This is a genomic window from Ktedonobacter robiniae (assembly GCF_016587375.1).
Classification (GTDB): domain Bacteria; phylum Chloroflexota; class Ktedonobacteria; order Ktedonobacterales; family Ktedonobacteraceae; genus Ktedonobacter; species Ktedonobacter robiniae.
In genome coordinates this window covers 1,053,773-1,071,768 of the sequence record NZ_BNJG01000001.1, presented here as the reverse complement: position 1 = coordinate 1,071,768, position 17,996 = coordinate 1,053,773, and the positions used below count along the sequence as shown (strand labels likewise).

Genomic DNA, 17,996 nt, shown 5'->3' with positions numbered 1-17,996 from the left:
GAGAGGGTGTGTGGGCAGCGTTGCCCACACACCCTCTCTTTGTAATGTGTTTGCTTAGAGCAGGCCCTGCTGCTTTAGGAAATCGGTGGCGACCAAGGTCACAGCACGCGAGACCGAGGCTCCATCGCTTTTCTTCTGCGCCACCTGGGTCTGCAACTGAATGCTGACATCGGTGGTCAATTTGGGCGCCAGGGGATTGAGCACCGAGGCGATATCAGGATACTTCTGGGCGATATCGTTGCGCACCACAGGGGCGGGATTGAAGGCCGGGAAGCCGTTCTTATCGTCCTTCAAGAAGACGAAGCCACCCTGGGGCACGGTCGCGTCCGTACCGTAGCAGACGGTGACCTGGGCCTTGTCGCTCTTTACAGCGTCGAAACCCAGAGCATAGTCGACGGTCTGAGTGCTCTTGAAGCTCTTAGTGGTGAGACCATAGACCTTCTGTAGACCATCAACGAACGAGACACCATCGCTGGGTGAGGTCAGCGCCAACTGCGAAGCCTTGGCCTTCACATCCGAGATAGAGGTGATACCAAGCTTCTGTGAGGTCTCTTTCGAGGTGCAGAGCGCATAGCCGTCGTTGAGCGGGGCTGCATCCAACCAGGTCAATTTATAGTTCGTATTGAAGCCATCCTTCACCGCCTGGTAATCCTTCTGGGGATCATAGGTGGTGGGCACCTGTAACTTGTTCAGACCAGTGGCAGTGAACTCAGGATAGATATCGATTGAGCCACTACTGATGGCCTGAAATACGATATTGCTATTGCCCAGGGCGGGTTTCTCCGTGACCTTGTAGCCAGCTTTTTGCAGCAGGAGCGTATACATCTTGGTGAGCAACTGCGACTCTACGTCCAGTTTGCCGCCGACGACGAGGTTGCCCTTGGACGTGCTGCCGCTGCCAGTGTTACTGGAGGATGAATTGCCGCTCGTGCCACAGGCTGAGAGCAGCATCAGCAGGACCAGGATCAAGGCCCCAGCAGATTTGGTTTTTAGTGAACGTAAGAACATAAAAAACTTCTCCTTGTTTGGGAAAACACAAAGAATAGATCGTGTCTCCTCTCCAGGGAAGGAGAGCAAACACGAGGGATCGATCAGGAAACCTGAGACTGCGGTGTGCCGCTCGACTCCCGCAACCCTGCGGGAGTGAGCACACGTTGCAGAATCTCCATGAAGCCCTCTACAATCAAGGCGATAATCGCGACCGGGATCGCACCAGCGAGAATCTCGGTGTTGTCGAGCTTGTAGAGGCCATCGACAATGTAGACGCCATACCCATCGGCACCAATAAAGGCGGCAAGCGTCGCGGTAGCAATAATCTGGATCGCGGACGTGCGAATGCCGGCGGCAATAATGGGCATCACGAGTGGGGCCTGGACGCGGCGAATAATTTGCCAGGTGGTCATGCCCATACCCCTGGCGGCGTCGATCATGGCCGCATCGATGCTACGCAACCCGGTATAGGTATTGAGCAAAATGGGTGGAATACCTAGAATAATCAGTGCCACCGCCGCAGGTGTAAAGCCCAGGCCTAGATAGGGCAGAACCGCGATTAAGAAGGCAATGATTGGGATGGCGCGCATCAAGCCACTGAGGTTGATGGCGATAAAGCCTAGAATAGCGCTGCGTGAAACCACGACCCCCAGGCCAACACCGATTACAATAGCGATCACAATCGTAAAGGCGCAGATTTGCAGGTAGGTCGTCGTCTCATAGAGAAAGTTATGCGACGGATCGGCGATATAATTCCAGATGCTGTTCATACGTAAGACCTCTCTTCCTCTCCCTTATGCCACCGAAAGCGCGCTACGACCACGGTTGAGCAGGGTTTGTACGCCCAGTAGTAGCAGGTCGGTCACAATCGCGAACAGGCTGAGCAGAATGGCTCCCGCCAGGACAGCATCCATATCGCGGCTGGTGATGTTTTTAAAGATCAGGTCACCCAGACCGCCCTCACCTACCAGGGATGCCAGGGCCGCGATACCGATAATGGTTACTGTCGCGATGCGTATGCCTGCGATAATTACCGGTAGCGCCAGGGGTAGGGTCACGCGGAAGAGGAGCTGTGTTCCGTTCATACCCATCGCGCGTGCCGTCTCAATTAAGAGCGGATCGATGCCGTTGAGCGCGGCGGAGGTGTTGCGGATCAGCACCAGTTGTGTGTAGAGAATGAGCGGAATAATAGCCGTCGTAAAGCTCAGACCCGTAATGGAGATGAGCACTCCTAGCAAGGCCAGGCCGGGAATGGTATACAGCAGGTCCATAAACGTAATCACCGGCAGCGCCAGCTTGCGATAGCGTGATATCAGGATTCCAAGCGGGATCGCGATAACGAGCGAGATCAGCATACTGACTCCCACCAGGAAGGCGTGTTGTGAAAGCAGGTTTGGGATGCTCTCCGGGTCCGTCAGATCATAATTGTAAGCGCTCAGTAAATAATGCATAACACTCCTCGTCCTTCAAAAGCGCAATGGAATACATCATCGCGGTGTGCGTAAGCCTTGCGAGACAGAATCAGGCGTGTGATCCTTCTGGCTGGTTGGGCTGGGACTGTTGGCCGCGATGGCGTGAAATCTCGCGGTTAATGCTGGCAAGGGTGATGTTGCCTTGAGGTTGAGTGGAGTCAGAGCTGGTGACGGTGAGTGCGGGAGAGCCGGTGGAGAGGAGTTGAAGCATTGCATCAAGCAGAGTTGCATCTGGTGAGCAGGTAGCCGCATCGCCCCAGTGTGCCGACGAAACTGCCTCAGGCCGGTTATCAAGCGCTGTTGAAACGGGCAGGTATTGTAGCTGGCGTAGCGTATTATCCGCGCCTACGAGCTGGCTGACAAACCCATTAGCAGGACGCGCGAGCAGTTCCACAGGCGAGCCAATCTGTACCAGTTTGCCCTCAGACATGACGGCGATCTGGTCGCCCAGCTTAAATGCCTCATCGATATCATGCGAGACAAAAAGAATGGTCTTATGTACGTCGCGTTGAATACGCTGAAGTTCGTCTTGCATGCGCGCACGTGTAATTGCGTCCAGGGCGCCAAAGGGCTCATCCATGAGTAGAATCGCCGGGTCGGTAGCCAGGGCGCGTGCCAGGCCAACACGCTGCTGTTGCCCGCCAGAGAGTTGGCGCGGGAAGCGCTTGCGATAATCCGCTGGTGGCAGCCCCACCAGGTCCAGTAGCTCATCAACGCGCTTGTTGAGGCGCTGTTTCTCCCAGCCTCCCGCGATTTCAGCGGTGACGCGGACATTTTCCCCTACCGTCATATGCGGGAAGAGACCCACCTGCTGAATAACATAGCCAATGCGGCGGCGCAACTGGATGGTGTTCTCCTTGAGCACATCCTTCCCATCGATGATGATCGCACCCGAGGTTGGCTCAATCAAACGATTCACCATACGCAGAAGGGTGGTCTTGCCGGAGCCAGAGGTGCCAACAAGCACGCAGGTGCTCCCTTCAGGTACTTCAAAGCTAACGGCATCGACGGCCGGTTTTTGCGTCTTGGGATAGAGCTTGGTAATCTCTTGAAAGGCAATAGTTGCCATAAATAAAACAACTCCCTCGTCTTAGCTTACTATCTTTAAAATACCGAAAAGACTAATAGCCCCGGGCTAGCTGGCACAGAAAATTGCTCACCAGAGTCTATAACACAATGGATGAGCCATTTTATGCCCAAAAAACCTCTCTATATTATACGAAACGGCTTATAATTTGGTTGAGATATGGCGTTGCCAGGCGGCTAGCAAGCAAAAAGCTGCGGGAGGGCAAGCCCTCCCGCGGCTTTTTGCTTGCTAGCTATTTCACCACGACGGTAAGATTCATTCCTGGATGGACGGTGCAGTAGAAGTGAAAGGTGCCGGCGGTATTAAAGGGGCCAACGGCCTGACTATCGTTCCCATTAAATTGGACATTGACCTGGGGGGCGCCATTTTCGGTAAGGGCCTTGGCCGTGTTATCCTGCCAGGTCCCATTAGCGACAACGTGTACCATGGAGACATCATTGACAATATTGACCTTTTCGCCTTTATGTATGGTGATGGAGGCGGGTTCAAAGGTCAGTTCTTTCATATGGACGCTATTGGGGAGGTTGCTCGTGTTGCCTCCCGTAGCGCAGGCCGCAAAGAGCGTGGCGACTGTGCAGCAAAGGAGGAGGAGCGCGATCAGCTTTTTCACAGTTTGAGAATCTCCTGGAAATTAATAGAATGGCAGGGCCTACCCACAAGGCGGCACCCTGCGCAGATGGTGCACTTTTATCAGTGCGAGCGTAACCCTCATGCCTTGAGGCAGGAGGATATAAGTGAGTCCTTTTGTGGCGGTTAGGGTGGTTGGATTGCAACCCTCCCCTGCCTCATATATAATGATTTTTGGGCTGGAAGAGTCCTACAGGGAGCAATCCCTGTCAAAGCCTGATAGCTTGCTAAACGAGTATGCTAGAAGCTAAGATCTTCTAGCTATAGGGTACTTCACTATTCTGGTCCTATTATAAATATCGGTGTCTACCTGAGAGTCTTTCAGCTCGCACCTGAAAAACTATCAGGTAAGCACCCGAGTACTCCGCCTTTCTTCATAGATGCCACATTCACGACGCGCCGATTTATCCTATGGGGGCACGATGCAACATTTAACGCGTCAATGTCCCTCCAGCGTGATACCAAGCGTATTAATAAAGGGTCCAGCCCACGAGGCGCATATCGGTACCATCGGCGATATCTGCAAAGGGGGTCAGGGTGCCCATATCGAGCGAGCCGTAGTACAGTTTGCGGTCGGCGCTATGGGGATCGGTCTCTTGCAGGGCAAAAAGCTTGCTATCTTGCGTGACATTCGACCAGGCATACTGGGAATATGGACAAAGCGACTGACCGCCTGTTGTGTCATCGGTGAGGCGTGTGAGGCCTGTGCCATCGGTATTCATCCGCCAGAGGCCGTTCTGGCTGGTATCTCCACTGCCATTCTCGACCATAAGTAGCAGCATTGTTGGCGAGACGGCGCGCAGCATCGTGACCGCTTGATTGAGATGCGCGATGGGCTGAGGGGTGCCACCCATTGAAGGCTGGACGCTAATGGTGGTTGGCCCGGTAGCTGAAAGTCCATTGCTGGCATCACAATTGGCAACATAGAGCTTTGTGGTATCGTAGCTCACATCGAAGCTACCACAACTCCAGTTCTGGCTGAAGAGCTTTTGCAGATCAGTATCATGCTGATTAGATCCCTGAATGATATCCAGTGCATATAAATCGTTGCGTGGCGCGCCAGAGTTGGGTATAAAAGAGGTTAAGAGAATGTGTGTATTGTCCAGCCAGGTAGTTGGTGTATAAGCCAGATCATTTTGTGGGTGCAGGAGGAGTTGTAGCGAGCCCGAGGCCAGACTAAGCAGGTAGAGCGATGGCTTGCCACCATCATTAGGATACTGATTAAAGACTACGTTTTGTCCATTGTACGAGAGTTGCATATTGGCAATATGGGTATTGGCAGGAGCGCAATAGAGCGTCTGTTGTTCCTGTCCATCTATGCGAACCAGGCGTAGTTGACTGATACCATCGCTATGCAGGATATAGGTGATCCATTGACCACCCTGCATAAGTTCGCCCTCGTCAATATGGAGGTTAGGTATGCCTATGATAGGCGTGCCTCCGGTGTTATCATCAATATCACGGCGTTTCAGTGTCCCCCGGGTTGGCGCATTGTTAGGGCCTTCATTGACGATATACACAACCTGGCGATGGGTGCCTGGTGTGATCGATTGAATACTTGCAGTCCGGGCGACGTTGTCAGCGGGGCAGTCTGTTGTGATGGCTGCTGGCGCAGGTTTTCCCTCACCTGTCTCGGCAGTGGGGAGGCTTGTGTTACGATTTGTGGTTGTGGTGTGTTGGATTGACGCTTGCCGATATAGCCAGTACTGTACAGGATGGCAAAGATACTGGTGGCGAGTGCGATCCCAATAAAGAGATAGGTGAAAAGCGGGAAGCGATTGGCTTTCTGCGCAGGCGGAGGCGTCGGAAGAGTGGATGCGGGTGTTGACTGCCTGGTTGAGGGTTGCGACTGGGCCTGTATGGAGGTGGCCTGCTCCTGTATCTGTCGTATTTCTGATGATGGAGGACGTGAACTATTCATCGATGCAGCGGGAGCAGGAACATGCCGGAAGGCTGCGCTGCCAGCATTAGGTAGCATGGGGGTTGCCAGTTGTGTCTGGAACGGGTTTACTGGGGGTGTCGTCCCATTGCCCAGTGCCGTAGGGGTGTTTGTGTATGTCCTGATAGGCGTCCCAGTTTGGATCGCCTCTTCCAGGGCCTCGCGAAAGGCGGCAACCGATTGGAAGCGCTGCGTTGGATCTTTCTCCAGGGACTTGAGTACTACTGCCTCAAGTTCAGGCGAGATTGCAGAGTTAAGGACATGAAGGGGACGTGGAGGCTCATACAGGTGTTTCACCATGAGGGCGACTGCGTCATCGGCGTAAAAGGGGCGCTGACCGGTCAATAGCTCATAGAGCACAACACCAAGCGCGTAGATATCGCTCGTCTTATCTGGCCTGCTCTGGATCTGCTCTGGCGCCATATAGTCAGGTGTGCCCTTGATGGCGAAGCTATTGGTGTGCGTGACATCCCCTGCCAGGGGCTTATTCGTCGTGTGCTCTACAATCTTGACGAGGCCGAAATCGGAGAGCATGAGCGTCTTCTCATTTTTGAAGAGGATATTGCCGGGTTTAATATCGCGATGAATCAAGCCTTGTTGATGAGCGTATTCCAGTGCATTGAGAATTTGATGGATAAAAGCGAGTGTCTGCTCAAGAGGAAGTAGCCCTGGGTGTTTGTGTAGATACTCTTTGAGGGAGCCTCCAGGCATGTAGGGCATAACCAGGTAAGCGCAGATATCCTGTTCGCCGTACTCATAGACGGGGAGAATATGTGGATGATCCAGGCGAGCCAACACGCGTGCCTCACGCGTAAAATGTGCAAGGAATTCCGCCCGATTGGCCGCCTGGAGTTCGGGCTGAAAGACTTTTACCGCAACCTGGCGCTGTAGATGTATGTCTTCTGCCAGGTAGACGGTCGCCGTGCCACCACGACCCAGTTCATTCAACAGGCGATAGTGACCTAATATTGTTCCTAGCATGCTGTTATTTCCAGTAATATAGAGAAAATTTAACTATGTTAATTCGTGCCTATTATAGCAGATACGTACTTAGTATAAAAGAAAGGGATGCAGTTGTGCGTCTTGCTATAGCTATTTATTATGCGAAGTTAACAGACAAAAACTCACACTAATATGAGTGGTGTAGTATGGATTGACGTCAATCCATACTACACCACTCATATTTTATTTACACTATTGCGCTTGACAGAAGAAAAGAGATTGTGTATGCTTGACCCTATACAAAACTAAAGAGCACAAAATCAAAGAGCGAACGCGCTGATCAGGATCAGTAGGCGTGCTGGTGTACTCTAGCAGCGAGCCGAGAGAGTGAAAGTCGGTAGAGTGGCCTCGTCGAACCCACCTGGGAGCGTCAGTGATAAACTGACCGGAGTCCTTCACCGTTATGCAGGAAGGGGCGGTTCAACAGCGACCGTCAGAGTGGAAACGTGTCGTGAGACATATTTCAAATAAGGTGGTACCACGGGCCAATAACCTCGTCCTTATCTAGGGCGAGTTTTTTTATTGTCTTTATTCATGGGTATGATCTTATTCCGAAACCCAACGCCACTTCGTGTCTAGCGCTTCGCGCTCAGGGTTTTCGGATAGGAAGATTTGGACGCCGAGAGGGGATGCTATGAGCCAGAAGGAAAAGTTTGTCGAAGAACTTGTCGATCAAGAGGATGATTTCTCTGCCTGGTATAACCAGATTGTACGCAAGGCGGAGCTAGCGGACTACGCGCCTGTGCGCGGTTGTATGATTATTCGCCCTTATGGGTATGCGCTCTGGGAGCATATTCAGTCGTTGCTGGACCAGCGTTTTAAAGATACCGGCGTCATGAACGCCTACTTCCCCCTGCTCATCCCGCGTAGCTTCCTGGAGAAAGAGGCCGAGCATGTCGAGGGCTTTGCCCCTGAGCTGGCCTGGGTGACGCGCGGCGGCGGCGAAGAACTGGAGGAACCCCTGGCGATTCGCCCGACCAGCGAGACGATCATCGGACATAGCTACTCCCGCTGGGTGCAGAGCTATCGCGACCTGCCGCTGCTCATCAACCAGTGGAACAATGTGATGCGCTGGGAGAAACGCACGACCCTCTTCCTACGCACCTCCGAGTTCCTCTGGCAGGAGGGCCATACCGCGCATCGTACGCTGGAAGAGGCCGAGGAGCGCACGCGCATGATGCTGGAGGTTTACCGCGACTTCGCCGAGAATGACGCGGCTATCCCTGTGATTCCGGGCCGCAAGACCGAGAATGAGAAGTTCGCCGGTGCCCTGCGCACGTACTCCATTGAGGCCCTGATGGGCGATGGCAAGGCCTTGCAGTCCGCGACTAGCCACAACCTGGGGCAGAATTTCGCCAAAGGCTTCGACATTCAGTTCCTGGACGCCGATGGCGAGCGCAAATACTGTGCCACCACAAGCTGGGGCCTGAGCACACGTATGATTGGTGGCATCATCATGGTGCATGGCGATCCGTCTGGCTTGATCCTGCCGCCGCGCCTGGCACCATTCCAGGTCGTTATCGTTCCTATCTGGCGTAAGGACCAGGACCGCGCCGTTGTCTTTGAGGCCGTTGAGCGTTTGCAAAAGATGCTCAAGGGCAAGGTGCGTGTCAAGGTTGACGATAGCGATAACACTCCAGGCTGGAAGTACAACGAGTGGGAGATGCGTGGCGTTCCTGTGCGCCTGGAGATTGGCCCCCGCGACGTGCAGAACAACAACGTCGTATTGGTCAGTCGCCTCGACCGCTCAAAGGAGTTTGTCTCCATCGATACCCTGGAGACCCGCCTGCCCGAGAAGTTGGATGAGATCCAGAAGGCGCTCTATCAGCGTGCCCTGGAGCATCGCGAGAAGAATACGCACTATACCGAGGACTACGAGGAGTTCAAGCGTATCATCGCCGAGAAGCGTGGCTTTGTGCGCGTCAAGTGGGCCGAGGATAGCGCCGCCGAGCAGGCCATCAAGGACGAGACCAAGGCCACCATTCGTGTCATCCCCTTTGACCAGCCCGAGGGCGGCGTCAAGGGCAAGTGCATCTATACCGGCAAACCCGCCACCTGCGAAGCCATCTTCGCCCGCGCGTATTAATATGTTCTGAAAGATTGAAGGCCCTGGTTGCCCTAGGGCAACCAGGGCCTTCAATCTTTCAGAACGAAGTTGGACTAGGAGAGAGATCATGCGTTATTCACAGCTTTTGGGGGGAACGCTGCGCGAGCGCGCACATGATGTTGAGAGTACGAACCTGGATCTCTTGACCCGGGGCGGCTTTGTACGCCAGCTTACCTCTGGCGTGTATAGCATGCTGCCGCTGGGTGAGCGTGTTATGCGCAAGCTTACAGAGATAATACGTACTGAGATGGAGAGGATAGGAGGTCAGGAGGTCTCGATGCCTGTGCTACAACCGCGCGAGATCTGGGACGTCAGGCCGCAGTCGGGGAAGGCTAGTCGAGCGGAGGGGTATGGCCCAGTCCTCTTTAGCCTGCGTGATCGCCGCGAGCGCGAGCTTGTCCTGGGGCCGACGCACGAAGAGATTTGCATCCTCCTGGCACAAGAGTTTATCCGCAGCTATCGAGATCTGCCGCGCCTGGTCTTCCAGATTCAGCGCAAGTTCCGTGACGAGCCGCGTGCGCGTGGTGGACTCCTGCGCCTGCGCGAATTTCTCATGAAAGACCTCTATAGCTTTGATGCCGACGAAGAGGGCTTGAACGCCAATTTCGAACTCATGCGCGAGGCCTATTGCCGTATATTTGCACGCTGTGGCCTGGATTTTATCGTCGTCGAGGCCGATAGCGGCGCCATTGGAGGCAAGGAATCGCTGGAGTTTATCGCCCTGACCGAGGCGGGAGAAGACACCATTCTGCACTGCACTGGTTGTGGCTACGCCGCCAACGTCGAAAAGGCCGAGTTCGTGCGCCCGGAGCGCATCTCCGCAGAGGAGCAGGTGCTGGAGGAGGTCTACACGCCGGACTGCAAGTCGATCAGCGACCTGGCGGCTTTCCTGGGCATCTCCGAGGGCGAGACCATGAAGGTGGTCTGCTATAGCGCAGGTGGGCAGTTGGTAATGGCCGTGGTACGCGGTGACCTGGAGATCAATGAGATCAAGCTGACTAATGTCATCACAAAGCGGGGTCTCAACGCTACCGATTTGCGCCTGGCAACGGCGGAAGAACTGGAATGTGCGGGCATCGTCGCGGGCTATGCCTCACCCCTGGGCGAGAACAAGGCCCTGTTGATCATTGCCGATCACTCCCTTCGTTCAGGCAACAACTTTGTCGCTGGAGCTAATCGCGCCGAGTATCATCTCAAGAACGTCAACTACCCGCGTGATTTCCGTGTTGATACCTGGGCGGATATCGCTTCGGCTTATGAGGGCGCCGCCTGTGTACGTTGTGGCGGAAGCTTGCACGCCCTGCGTGGCTGCGAGCTGGGGCATATCTTCAAGCTTGGCACCATCTATTCCGACCTCTTTAATGCCACCTTCCTGGACGCTGAAGGGCGCACGCAGCCGCTGATCATGGCCTCATATGGTATTGGCATCTCGCGCCTGCTGGCTTGCATTGTCGAGCAGCAGCATGATGCGCGTGGTATCACCTGGCCACTGGCGGTCGCGCCATATGCTGTCTCGCTGGTGGGAATCGATCTGGAGAAAGAGGAGATCGGTCGCGCGGCCGAACGGCTCTATGCCGATCTCTGTGCGGCAGGCGTTGAGGTGCTCTTCGATGATAGACGCGAATCGGCGGGTATCAAGTTCAACGACGCCGACTTGCTAGGCCTACCGCTGCGTGCCGTCGTCAGCAAGCGTTCCCTCAAACAGGGAGGCGTAGAGCTGAAGGCCCGCACAAGCCAGGCGAGCCAAATCGTTCCATTAAGTGAAGCTCTGAACGAGATTCAGCAAGTTCTGATGAAACGTTTATAATTAACCTGGTATGCAAGATGTCGCAAAACGGGGCCCAGGGGCAGCGCCCCTGGCGGGGTTTGGGGTGTCCCCAAATCCCTTCTCCCTATAAAAAGACACAGGGGCTTGTCGCAAGACAAGCCCCTGTGTCTTTTTATATCTATTTAACTGCGATGACGATGGGAAGAGCAGTTATTGCATCGATGGTAACCTTCTCATTGTTGGCGCTATCCTTGACATAGATGCCGGTGGAGGCACCCCCATCCAGGTTGAGCGCTGTCTGGAGCGAGAGGTCCGACGAGGCTAGCAGGTCTGCTGTCTCGTCCAGCGAGAACGATACCCCAGAGCTGATGATAAAGAGCAGGCGCCCCTGTTTATCCTGGGCCACAATGGTGCGGCGCTCGGTCGCTCCATTCGCGTTAAACTGGGTGCGCTGACCATTCTCAATCATCATTGGTGAGGACTGTGTGGCCTGCTGAAGCTGCTCGTTGTCGGGATCATAGGGATGTGCACTCAGCGAGCGCAGACGAATGTTTCCCTGGCCATCGACGGAGAGCATGCCACCGAAGGCGCTATATGACTGGCCATGCACCTCACCATTGCTGACAAGCAGCCCTGTGGGGTGGTTGTTATTATCAAAGTAGCCGCCATTGATCAACACATGCGCGCCAGTTTCTTTGGTCCACTCGCGCACAGAGAGTGGCTGTGTTGGCTGGTAATGCACGCTGAGATGAATCTGGGCTGGATTCATGCGTACGATGACCATAGTATCTTCATTAGTGCTGGGACCTTTCCAACGCTCATAGCGCAGCTCGATGCCGGGCGAGACTGTCTGCCAGACATTGAGTTGCTGGTCCGAACCATTCGCCGAGTCCTGCGAATTGGTGATAGGTGTCCCATTCACGCTGATATTGGGCAGCGCTGAGCAGGCCATCAGGAGGCTACCCAGAAGCGCGAGTACGCATGTAAGCAGCAGCGTGTGCCTGGCGGCTGGCATGAGAAAATCCCTTCCTTGAATTATCCTGGAACAATGTGCAGGAGCGGCAGAACGACGCTGCTAAAGCACGCGTCTACATATGGCGTATCATGATATGTAGACGCGTGCTTTAGCAGCGTCGGTAATGCACTTTCTGCTTCCAATCCTACTATTTACCTGCGCCAGCCAGTCGCCTCGATGGCCGAGACGGTTCCCTTAAACTCCATCGCCAGCTTATACGCAGCGGCGTGAGCAGCCAATTCGGTCTCATCGCTGAGCGGGGCCAGGTCCACCTTACCGTAGCGACGCTCCAGCGCCTTCATGATCAAGAAATCGGTGAACCAGGGATTCTTCGGCAATAGAGGGCCATGCAGGTAGGTGCCATACACATTATTATAATTTGCGCCCTCAAAACCGTCTTTTCCATTATTGCCCCAACCCGAAACAACTTTGCCCAGGGGCTTGGCCTTGGGTCCCAGGTAGGTGCGTCCGCTGTGGTTCTCATAGCCAACCAGGATCTGTTTGCCCAGGGAGCCCAGGTCGCATTCAAGCGCCATATGCGTCATGAAGCGTTCGGGGTCGCCCTCGGTATGCAGGTCGAGGACCCCTGCCCCTTTCAGCTCGGGACCATGGACGCTCTTATAGCTATGACCCAGCAGCTGATAGCCCGCGCAGACCGCCAGGAAGGTGGTTCCAGCCTCGGCGGCCTCGCGCAGGGAGGGGGCCTTCTCCTGAATGTCCTTAGAGGCAATCTCCATCTCGCGGTCGGCGCCGCCATGGAAAAGGATCATATCATATTGGGTAAAGTCGGGCGTCTGTTTGACGTATACGGGATCGACCTCGACCGAGATGCCGCGCCATTTGCTGCGCTTCTCAATCGAGAAGAGGTTTCCACGGTCGGCGGCCACGCACATCAAGGTTGGATAGAGGTGGGCGATCTTAATAACCATGCGTGAATCTGATGTCTGCTCGCTCATGCTAATTTACTCCTCCCAGTAGTGTTTGACCCAACCGTGTTTCTGCATTATTTTACGCAGTTCTTGTGTTGGTGTATAGCCGCTTAGGATATATAGGGAGCCACCCGGCTCGACATTTTTCAATGCAGCCTCTAAGGCACCCTCGTATTCATGGATGACAGAGATCTTACTGGGAGAGAACTCGGCATACTTCAAGCGCAGCGCCAGCTCCTCTGCCTTATTGCCACAGCAGATGGCATCAAGAACATCGGGCACGATCTCTTCGATATCGCAGTCCCAGAGCCAGGCAAAGTCCTGTCCATCAACCACTGTATGGCTCATCGAGAAGAGCATATGCTTCTTGCCGCTATGCTTGGCAATCAAGCGCATGATCAGGTTGAAGGAGGTTGGATTCTTGACGAAGGAAAGGTAGATGTTCTTATCGCCAGCCTGAATCTTCTCCAGGCGACCAAAGGCTGGGCGCAGGGTCGAGAAGGCCTGTGTGGCTTTCTCAATCGCGAACTCCGTGGCGAAGGCGGCGCCGATAGCGGCCGCAGCATTATAGACGTTATGGATACCAGGCAGCGGCACCGTGAATTCCAGTTCGCCCAGGGGGGTGCGCATTGTCACCTGTGAGGGGCCTTCGCCATCTTCCGCTAGGTGTGCGGATGTGACCGCGAAGTCGAGCTGGGGCAGGGTATAGCCGCAGGTGGGACAGCGGTAGAGGCCCAGGTGGGAGAGGTAGGCAACCTCGTACGCCAGGTCGCTATCGCAGTGGATGCAGCGAATGATATCGGCTGACTGCTCAGGCACAGGCGTGCCAACCTCTTTGGTCTCCAGGCCAAAGTAGAGGCGGCGAGCCTTGGAGTTGAGCGCGAAGTTGGCGACCTGTGGATCATTGCCGTTGAGCAGGATCGTCGAGGTCTCCGGCAGGTTCTCAAGCATCTTATTGAGCGCGTTGGCGACGGAATACATCTCGCCATAGCGATCAAGCTGATCGCGGAAGAGATTGGTAATAATCACCACGTCGGGCTGAATTTCGGGGACTGCCGCGGGAATGGTCCCCTCATCGATCTCAAAGAGGAGGACATCGCTATCCAGGCGCCCGAAGATGTCGGCGAAATTGACGGCGACCGATGTAACGCCTTGCAGCAGGTTAGAGCCGGTGCGGTTCTGGGAGACGCGCTGCCCATTGGAGCTAGCCAGGGCGGCAGTCATGCGTGCCGTCGTCGTTTTACCATTACTACCAGTAATCACAATCTTCTTAGCGCTGCTGGCGCCAACTACTTCTTTTAATACATTAGGATCGATGCGGCGCGCGACCATACCAGGGAGGCTGGTGCCACCACCGATACGCAACAGGCGTCCAGACGCGCTTGCCAGTTTCCCTGCTGAAATAGCCAGGGCGAGACGCGCCCGGCCCAGGCCAGTGGGCGCTTGCGCCGCGTTGTCCTGTTCTGGTGCCTGCTTTGTCGAGAGTTCGTGTTCTATTTGCATAATACTTTTACCACCGTCCCTAATAGGCATCAAGGAGTTCAATGCATGAATATTAGGAGAATAATCCAATAGTGCAGCCTGGTGGCAGTATAGCAAACCAGGGGACACATCGACAAGGGAAATAGTCACAATGGCAGTGTGAAATTACTTACTATGGTGTGGGTGTGGAGCGCCCTGGCAGGTAGCAAAATGCTACCTGCCAGGGCGCTCCACACCCACACCATCTAGATCTTCCTACATTGTTTGGCACCGGAGGTGTCGCAGGTGATGGTTGAGTGCTCAAACTTCTGGCTGATGGTGGTGTTCTCGTTTGTTTTAGGGCTGCTTATAGGAAAGCCAATTTTGTTCAGCCCACCGTTCTTATCGAAGAATTGTTGGATGGGGCCGCTGGTGCTGTAGCCGGTGAAGACGTAGTAACGTCCACCATTGGCCATAGGGATGGTGTTCTCCTTCTTGTCCCTGGTAAAGTAGTTCCAATCGGTGTCATAAGGAATGGGGTGCTTGAGGTCTTCGATGGCGGGTGAGATCCAGTCATAGGTATTGAAGCCCCAGTTCATTAAGTCGCGCATATCAGTCCACCAGTCGCTGGTATGCAGGGTAACACCGATGAGGTGATGTTGATTGCGTACGCAAGAGATGACCTGGTTAAAGTTCTTCTCTCCATCCCAGCCTGGCTTGCCACCGTCGACGCCTGGATACCACCAGAGGAACTGGTTGCCATTGTACATATCGTGGGCGGCATGGTCACCATTGCCTGGAATCAGATAGTGTTGAGTTGCGCTTACCTCGTGAATTAAGGGATCGCTCAAGCTGTATTTGCCGATGTACGCCAGGTCGTGCGCGCTTGAATAGTGGTTGGGCACGATTAAGCCATGGGGATTCATGTAGTGCGTATTATGCAGATTCCAGGTTCCTAACTGCTGATTCATTTTAGCCACAAAGGCTGGCACATTGCCACTGAGCGCATCGGCGATAACGATCGCAGCATCATTGCCCGAGACAAGCATCAGGCCATAGAGCAGCTCTTTCAGGGTATAGGTCTCGCCCTTCTTCACCCCCATCAGGGAGCTATCGGCCGAGAGATCATTCTGGAGATCTCGGTCAATGGCATCGGTAATGGTGATGCGCTGATCAGGTTTCCCCATATGCGCGGCCAGGTAAGCGGTCATGAGCTTGGTTGTGCTGAGCATGGGGAGGTGCATTAAGGGATTTTGCGCGTAGAGCGTCTTCCCTGTATCAGCATCCAATACATAAGCCGCATTGGCATAGACGGGCGGCGAGGGATGGTCGGTTGTGGGCGCTTCAACCACGATCTGGTTAGGATCCACCGTTGGTGTCACTGCATTGCCGATATTAAGCGGATTGGGCAGAGTGATGGCAGAGGAATTATTGCCACGGATGTAGTTGAATCCCAGTGGCAGGAGCACCAGGATGAGGAGTGCCACGGCGATAAATAGAAGCACGTTGCGATCTTTGAAGAACGCGGGCAAAGGGAGCCGAGGCTCAGGCGCTTCTCGCAAAGGGCGACGATAGCGCGGCGCACGCGTAGGTGCAGGCGCTGTTGGCTCATAGACACTGGTATATTTACGTGCTTGAGTGCGAGGAGTGGCTACCGCGCGCTGGTGAGCCGTACGTGGGGTGCGAGGCAAGCGCGAGGACCTGTCCTCGGGATCCTCCTCCTCTTCCTCTGGTAGAAAGCGGGTTGTGCCGCTGACCACGACAAGGTCGCGCGCCTCGCCAGGAGTTTTACTGGTGGCACGGGTCTTTGTATCGGGGTCGACAAGCTCTTCCTCATCATCCTCTAAGAAACGGCGTGGATAGTGTGTGCGTACCTGCTTCCCCTGAGAGGCACGGCCTGGCTTCTTGTTTACCTGGCGCTGCGGAGCGGCCACCTCCTCTTCCGGCTCCAGAGGCTCTTCCTCTTCAAAGGGAAGATCTATAGTCTCTTCTTCCTCGTCCGCGAAGAACTCTCCATGTGCGTCATCATATTCCACATCGTCGAAATCCTCTGCGTATGTGGCGTTATGCTGCGCATAGGAGGCGTGTTCTTGCTCTAGCGTTTGCGGGCGCGAGGCGCGTCTGACACTTGGCTGGTCGGTATATTCGCCTGTGTGGTAGACATAGTGACGCCTGGGACGGCGGCGTGGGGTGGTCGCGGTATCCTGGTCCTCATATAGAGAGTCGTCATCGTCGTCTGTCGGGGCTGGTGGATAATATCTCGATTGCTCATCATCTTGTGATGGAATGTCAGGCATGCGCCGAGTCTCCTCAGATAAATTATGTCGGGTGTTCGTCGTTGTAAATAGGTAAGTTCTGGCTATACCTGGGCTTTTAAATGAGTAAGAGGGTGTTCTAGATGTCTTAATATTTTGCCTATATTACCCGGGCTTCTGGCTATTGCCAACATTATATGCCCAGTAATGTATCTTATGCAATAGTGTTGCATCAGGTGTCACTGGAATTCCTGAGTGCTGCCCAGGTGTCACTGGAATTCTTACCTGTCCCTCCCTCTTGAGTGCCAGCGCTTCCTTCTCCCCGGGTAAGTGTATAGTATTGTCTCCCGGTCTGCATTTTTGCGGGTGAATACTATGACCTTTTGGAGAGAAAACGGCTTCATTTACAAAACTTTTTGAAGAACTTAAAAAAATCTTGAGGTTTGTCTGGTAGTGTAGGGATAGAGCAGAGTGTCTATTCCAGAATTCTGTCTGGTGACTATATTCAGGAAAATGTATGATGAAAACAACACACGCACATGTCTATGCTGCACCTGCGTCACTTGCAGATGATATATTGCTTGAACACATAGAGAATGGCGACCAGGCGGCCTTTGAAACCCTGATGCAACGCTATTCGGCCATTTTATGTAAATTTGTCTATACACATATCAGCGATTATGAGCAGACGCGCGATATTGTCCAGAGCGTCTTTATGCAGCTTTACATTTATGTGCCCAAATTGCGGGCCAACTGGTCGCGTCAGACCTCACACGCGCCCTTGAAGTCCTGGCTCTTCCAGGTCGCGGCCAATCGCTGTACCGATGAATTGCGCAAGCGACGCCCGTTGCTCTTTTGTGAACTCGATGTGCCGCTGGAGGACGATGAAAACTCCTGGCCCTATACGATTGCCGATAATCATCCCCAGCCCGATGAAGAACTGGAGCGTAAAGATATACGCACGGCCCTTCGGCGCGCTATTCTGGCCTTACCCCCTCGTTTTCGCTCAATTGTACTTTTGCGCTATCAGGAAGAACTGACCTTTGGCGAAATTGGGCGCATCCTGGGCATGCCGGAGAACACAGCCAAGACCTACTTTCAGCGTGCCCGCCCTCTGTTACGAGCCGCCCTCACCTCATAAGCGTGTATGGCTGTGAAGGGATGATGCTGCTCAAACACGCGTCTACATATGATGCACCATATGTAGACGCGTGTTTGAGCAGCATCGGGCTTGACGGTTCGTAGGCTCCATGCTACGCTGCAATCATTAACTTCAATCTTTTTTCCAGCAGAGAAGCACAGTCGCAAGAGGGCTTAAGAGCAGCCAAGCGTGAAGAAAGGATA

General features: G+C 54.2%; 14 protein-coding genes. 3 read left to right on the top strand and 11 right to left on the bottom strand.

The window, feature by feature from the left end:
• Window positions 1–54: 54 nt before the first annotated feature.
• The 7 genes from JMJ04_RS04415 to JMJ04_RS04385 form a co-directional block, all read right to left on the bottom strand.
• Window positions 55–1,008, bottom strand: coding sequence for a glycine betaine ABC transporter substrate-binding protein (locus JMJ04_RS04415; protein WP_201369339.1), 954 nt, complete (start codon window positions 1,006–1,008; stop codon window positions 55–57).
• 83 nt (window positions 1,009–1,091) lie between these two features.
• The gene (locus JMJ04_RS04410; protein WP_201369338.1) at window positions 1,092–1,760 is read right to left on the bottom strand and encodes an ABC transporter permease; all 669 of its coding nucleotides are present in this window, start codon (window positions 1,758–1,760) and stop codon (window positions 1,092–1,094) included.
• Window positions 1,761–1,784: 24 nt separating this feature from the next.
• Window positions 1,785–2,441 (bottom strand): ABC transporter permease, encoded by a 657-nt coding sequence (locus JMJ04_RS04405; RefSeq protein ID WP_201369337.1) that lies wholly within the window; start codon window positions 2,439–2,441, stop codon window positions 1,785–1,787.
• Window positions 2,442–2,511: 70 nt separating this feature from the next.
• On the bottom strand, window positions 2,512–3,531 hold the full coding sequence (locus tag JMJ04_RS04400) for an ABC transporter ATP-binding protein (protein WP_201369336.1): 1,020 nt from the start codon (window positions 3,529–3,531) through the stop codon (window positions 2,512–2,514).
• Between the two features lie 250 nt (window positions 3,532–3,781).
• Window positions 3,782–4,159, bottom strand: a complete 378-nt coding sequence (locus JMJ04_RS04395) for a cupredoxin domain-containing protein (protein WP_201369335.1) — start codon at window positions 4,157–4,159, stop codon at window positions 3,782–3,784.
• A gap of 487 nt (window positions 4,160–4,646) precedes the next feature.
• On the bottom strand, window positions 4,647–5,696 hold the full coding sequence (locus JMJ04_RS04390) for a TolB-like translocation protein (protein WP_201369334.1): 1,050 nt from the start codon (window positions 5,694–5,696) through the stop codon (window positions 4,647–4,649).
• Complete coding sequence (locus JMJ04_RS04385) at window positions 5,645–7,096, bottom strand: serine/threonine protein kinase (protein ID WP_201369333.1); 1,452 nt, start codon at window positions 7,094–7,096, stop codon at window positions 5,645–5,647. The genes JMJ04_RS04390 and JMJ04_RS04385 overlap by 52 nt, the downstream gene beginning before the upstream one ends.
• Window positions 7,097–7,751: 655 nt before the next feature.
• On the opposite strand from JMJ04_RS04385, the gene proS reads away from it, so the two are divergent.
• Together proS and JMJ04_RS04375 are read left to right on the top strand one after the other, a co-directional pair.
• A complete protein-coding gene (gene proS, locus JMJ04_RS04380; protein ID WP_201369332.1) occupies window positions 7,752–9,203 on the top strand; it encodes a proline--tRNA ligase in 1,452 nt (483 codons plus the stop codon).
• A gap of 88 nt (window positions 9,204–9,291) precedes the next feature.
• Window positions 9,292–11,031, top strand: coding sequence for a proline--tRNA ligase (locus tag JMJ04_RS04375; RefSeq protein WP_201369331.1), 1,740 nt, complete (start codon window positions 9,292–9,294; stop codon window positions 11,029–11,031).
• 139 nt (window positions 11,032–11,170) lie between these two features.
• Here the strand turns inward: JMJ04_RS04375 and JMJ04_RS04370 are convergent, their stop codons facing one another.
• The 4 genes from JMJ04_RS04370 to JMJ04_RS04355 all read right to left on the bottom strand — a co-directional run bounded on the left by JMJ04_RS04370 (window position 11,171) and on the right by JMJ04_RS04355 (window position 16,694).
• Window positions 11,171–12,007 carry a phosphodiester glycosidase family protein gene (locus JMJ04_RS04370; protein WP_201369330.1) on the bottom strand — a complete coding sequence of 279 codons (837 nt, stop codon included), beginning with the start codon at window positions 12,005–12,007 and terminating at the stop codon, window positions 11,171–11,173.
• A 152-nt stretch (window positions 12,008–12,159) separates the two neighbouring features.
• Window positions 12,160–12,963: a type 1 glutamine amidotransferase gene (locus tag JMJ04_RS04365; protein WP_201369329.1), complete on the bottom strand. Its 804-nt coding sequence runs from the start codon at window positions 12,961–12,963 to the stop codon at window positions 12,160–12,162.
• Between the two features lie 6 nt (window positions 12,964–12,969).
• Window positions 12,970–14,439 carry a MurT ligase domain-containing protein gene (locus JMJ04_RS04360; protein WP_201369328.1) on the bottom strand — a complete coding sequence of 490 codons (1,470 nt, stop codon included), beginning with the start codon at window positions 14,437–14,439 and terminating at the stop codon, window positions 12,970–12,972.
• A 224-nt stretch (window positions 14,440–14,663) separates the two neighbouring features.
• Complete coding sequence (locus JMJ04_RS04355; RefSeq protein ID WP_201369327.1) at window positions 14,664–16,694, bottom strand: D-alanyl-D-alanine carboxypeptidase family protein; 2,031 nt, start codon at window positions 16,692–16,694, stop codon at window positions 14,664–14,666.
• A 475-nt stretch (window positions 16,695–17,169) separates the two neighbouring features.
• Here JMJ04_RS04355 and JMJ04_RS04350 point away from each other — a divergent pair, with 475 nt between their 5' ends.
• A complete protein-coding gene (locus JMJ04_RS04350) occupies window positions 17,170–17,793 on the top strand; it encodes an RNA polymerase sigma factor (protein WP_201369326.1) in 624 nt (207 codons plus the stop codon).
• Window positions 17,794–17,996: the final 203 nt, after the last annotated feature.

Excerpts from the sequence above, each read along its gene's own strand:
- JMJ04_RS04415 (WP_201369339.1), bottom strand. The coding sequence starts at position 1,008 with ATGTTCTTACGTTCACTAAAAACCAAATCTGCTGGGGCCTTGATCCTG.
- JMJ04_RS04410 (WP_201369338.1), bottom strand. The coding sequence starts at position 1,760 with ATGAACAGCATCTGGAATTATATCGCCGATCCGTCGCATAACTTTCTC.
- JMJ04_RS04405 (WP_201369337.1), bottom strand. The coding sequence starts at position 2,441 with ATGCATTATTTACTGAGCGCTTACAATTATGATCTGACGGACCCGGAG.
- JMJ04_RS04400 (WP_201369336.1), bottom strand. The coding sequence starts at position 3,531 with ATGGCAACTATTGCCTTTCAAGAGATTACCAAGCTCTATCCCAAGACG.
- JMJ04_RS04385 (WP_201369333.1), bottom strand. The coding sequence starts at position 7,096 with ATGCTAGGAACAATATTAGGTCACTATCGCCTGTTGAATGAACTGGGT.
- proS (WP_201369332.1), top strand. The coding sequence starts at position 7,752 with ATGAGCCAGAAGGAAAAGTTTGTCGAAGAACTTGTCGATCAAGAGGAT.
- JMJ04_RS04375 (WP_201369331.1), top strand. The coding sequence starts at position 9,292 with ATGCGTTATTCACAGCTTTTGGGGGGAACGCTGCGCGAGCGCGCACAT.
- JMJ04_RS04370 (WP_201369330.1), bottom strand. The coding sequence starts at position 12,007 with ATGCCAGCCGCCAGGCACACGCTGCTGCTTACATGCGTACTCGCGCTT.
- JMJ04_RS04365 (WP_201369329.1), bottom strand. The coding sequence starts at position 12,963 with ATGAGCGAGCAGACATCAGATTCACGCATGGTTATTAAGATCGCCCAC.
- JMJ04_RS04360 (WP_201369328.1), bottom strand. The coding sequence starts at position 14,439 with ATGCAAATAGAACACGAACTCTCGACAAAGCAGGCACCAGAACAGGAC.
- JMJ04_RS04355 (WP_201369327.1), bottom strand. The coding sequence starts at position 16,694 with ATGCCTGACATTCCATCACAAGATGATGAGCAATCGAGATATTATCCA.
- JMJ04_RS04350 (WP_201369326.1), top strand. The coding sequence starts at position 17,170 with ATGATGAAAACAACACACGCACATGTCTATGCTGCACCTGCGTCACTT.